Annotated in this window: 4 protein-coding genes; 1 reads left to right on the top strand and 3 read right to left on the bottom strand. The window is 45.1% G+C overall.

Annotated elements, in window-relative coordinates; genetic code table 11:
- Positions 1-729 (top strand): aldehyde dehydrogenase family protein (locus AB4653_RS25780; RefSeq protein ID WP_372105647.1); only part of this gene is annotated, 729 nt, incomplete at its 5' end.
- Positions 730-872: 143 nt separating this feature from the next.
- On the opposite strand, the gene AB4653_RS25775 is transcribed toward AB4653_RS25780, so the two are convergent.
- The 3 genes from AB4653_RS25775 to AB4653_RS25765 form a co-directional block, all read right to left on the bottom strand.
- A complete protein-coding gene (locus tag AB4653_RS25775) occupies positions 873-1610 on the bottom strand; it encodes an NUDIX domain-containing protein (RefSeq protein WP_102258265.1) in 738 nt (245 codons plus the stop codon).
- Between the two features lie 239 nt (positions 1611-1849).
- A complete protein-coding gene (locus AB4653_RS25770; RefSeq protein ID WP_102258272.1) occupies positions 1850-2251 on the bottom strand; it encodes a hypothetical protein in 402 nt (133 codons plus the stop codon).
- Between the two features lie 144 nt (positions 2252-2395).
- Positions 2396-2728, bottom strand: a complete 333-nt coding sequence (locus AB4653_RS25765; RefSeq protein ID WP_012601126.1) for a multidrug efflux SMR transporter — start codon at positions 2726-2728, stop codon at positions 2396-2398.
- Between the last annotated feature and the right edge of the window lie 79 nt (positions 2729-2807).

Raw genomic sequence — 2807 nt, 5'->3', positions numbered from 1 at the left:
GGTAAGTCTCCAAACATCTACTTCCCAGACATCTTTAACCATGAAGACGAATACCTTGATAAGTGTGTCGAAGGCATGCTGCTTGCGTTCTTCAACCAAGGTGAAGTGTGTACCTGTCCATCACGCGTGTTGATTCATGAATCGGTATACGACAAGTTCATCGCCAAGGTGGTCGAGCGTGCTCAAACTATTAAACAAGGTAACCCGCTAGATACCGAGACTCAGGTTGGCGCACAAGCTTCAAAAGAGCAGTTTGACAAGATCTTGAGCTACCTAGAAATCGGTCGTCAAGAAGGTGCGAAAGTGCTAACAGGTGGTGAAATCGCGCAGCAACCAGATGATCTCGGCAACGGTTACTACATTCAGCCAACCATGCTGGAAGGGCACAACAAGATGCGTGTATTCCAAGAGGAGATCTTCGGCCCTGTTATCGCGGTGACGACGTTTAAAGACGAAGCGGAAGCGTTAGAAATCGCTAACGATACCGAGTATGGCTTGGGTGCAGGCGTATGGACGCGTGATGCAAACCTAGCGTATCGCATGGGTCGTAACATTGAAGCGGGGCGTATTTGGGTGAACTGTTACCACGCTTACCCAGCTCATGCCGCGTTTGGTGGTTACAAAAAATCGGGCATTGGCCGTGAGACACACAAGATGATGCTCGATCACTACCAAAATACTAAGAACCTGTTGATCAGCTACGATACTAATCCGTTGGGCTTCTTCTAATACAGGTTCGTTCTAAAAGTATGAGAATGAATCATGGGTACAAAGAATAACTAACAACGCAGTAGGCTTAATTAAGAAAAACAAAAGCTAGAAACCAAAACGCCCAATTCAATTGAGTTGGGCGTTTTTATGCTTGAATCGTTCTAGTTTTGCGAAAAGAAGATCTCGGGCTTGTGGGTTGGGCCAGAATTACCTTCTAGCTGAGTAAGCTCTAATCCTTGTTTCCCTATCAGAGAACCGACTAATTGGCGGTTAAACGGGTAACTGTCAGGGTTGTTAATATACTCTTCAATATCAACCCATTTAGCCTCTGCAATTTCATCGGTGTCTTGAATCGCAATCTCTTGGGTTTGAGCGATAAGGTGGCAAATAAAGTAGAGGTTCGATTTGCCAAACTGATACGGGTGTCTCGTCGCCATGCCAACTACAGAAATGAATGTGGCTTTGATACCAGTCTCTTCCAAGGTTTCACGAACCACCGATTCTTCAATGCCTTCACCCAACTCAATATGGCCGCCCGGTAATTTGTAGCCTGTCATACCGTGCTCTTTAATCATCAGCACTTGATTATGTTCGTTGGTGATCAATGCGCCTGCGCCCAAGGTGTGGGTCGGAATGAAAGGCACAAACTCTACAATCTCGGATTTGTGGATCAGCGTAATCTCGTCTTCTAGACAGTTGTGAAACACAAAGCCAAGTTCAGTCGCCACCGGAATAAGGTGCGAGAGCGAAATAGGCAAGCTAATCCAAATTATGCCTTTGTTATTCTGCTTTGAAAATTCGGTGATCTCGCTGAGTTCGGCATTGAAAGAGTCAGCATCGTGAGGGGCTGTTGCTGGGTCGATGATGATGCCGTTAAATTTGTCGAGCGTAAATTCCACGGGTGATCCTTTATTATTTTTGATTTATAGGGAGTCGAGCATAGATGGAGCTTATAACATCTTAAGGGCTTATAACACCTATGCAGCTTGCGACAGTTAGATTGTTTTTATCATCTTGGGATAAAGGGCAGTTGCGGGTGAAAGTGGAAAAGAGGAGAGTTTAAGGCGGGCGGCTTGAAACAAAAACTGCGCTTGGAAGCCAAAGCGCAGTTTTAAATCGGGTCTATTTGGGTTCGACTCTAACGAACATAGTTCGCATCAATACTCACGTACCAGTGCTGAAGCTTGCCGTCAGATTTTTTGATCCACAAATCGTTGGTGTAGCTCTCGATTTTGCCGTTAACCGTTAAATTGAACGTGTTCTCGTCGAATTTGCCAAGTTTCACGAATTGGTCTGTGGTAACTAGGAACGGGTCCATGTCGTCCACGCCAACCACATCTGAAATCACATAGTAGTGGTAAGTCAGCGGCTTGCTCGCATCATTCGGGTTGCTGCGGTACGCCACAAGCTTGAATGGTTCCGTTAATGGAAGGTCGAGCGTTTGCTTGTCCATGGTCGCTGGAATCGGGATAAACAGCCAAGCGGTAAACAGACCGCTTAATAAAACCATCAGGAAGAAAAGAGTCTTAATTGCTTTCATAGCAACCTTCAAAATAGGTGATGTAGAAGACGCTATGGTAACAGGTTTGATTTGCCGATTGTAAGAGTATGAATAAGTGAAGGCGACACTGTCTGTTAGGAAACTTGAACGAATTGACACACTGTTCATAAGTCACTATCTACACTAGTGCGAGTGACCTTGAGATAGGTTGATCATCACAACACCTGCTGCCACAAATAACATACCAACCCACACCATAGTATCGAGGTGCTGACGGTAAACAAATGTAGAAATCAAGCTCACGGTTACGATAGCCAAGCCCGCCCATAAAGAGTGAACCACACCTACAGGCATCCCTTTCATTGCTTGGCTCAAAAATAGAAATGCCGCCAAGTGTCCTGAAATCACCAATAGAGCAGGGATGGGTTTAGACAAACTGAAACCGTCGGTTGCTTTAAGTGCTACGTGAGAAAGTGCTTCCGCCATCACGCCCATCATTAAGAAAAACCAGCTCATAGTCGTACCTTTTAGTTGTATTGTTTTTTGTTGGTATAGCGGGGTATTTGAAAGTGTTAATCGTTGTTGCTGCTCTTTA

This window comes from Vibrio sp. 10N.222.48.A3 (assembly GCF_041475345.1).
In the GTDB taxonomy this organism is placed as follows: domain Bacteria; phylum Pseudomonadota; class Gammaproteobacteria; order Enterobacterales; family Vibrionaceae; genus Vibrio; species Vibrio tasmaniensis_A.
Note: the sequence above shows the minus strand (reverse complement) of the source record. Positions and strands in the feature narration are given on the sequence as shown.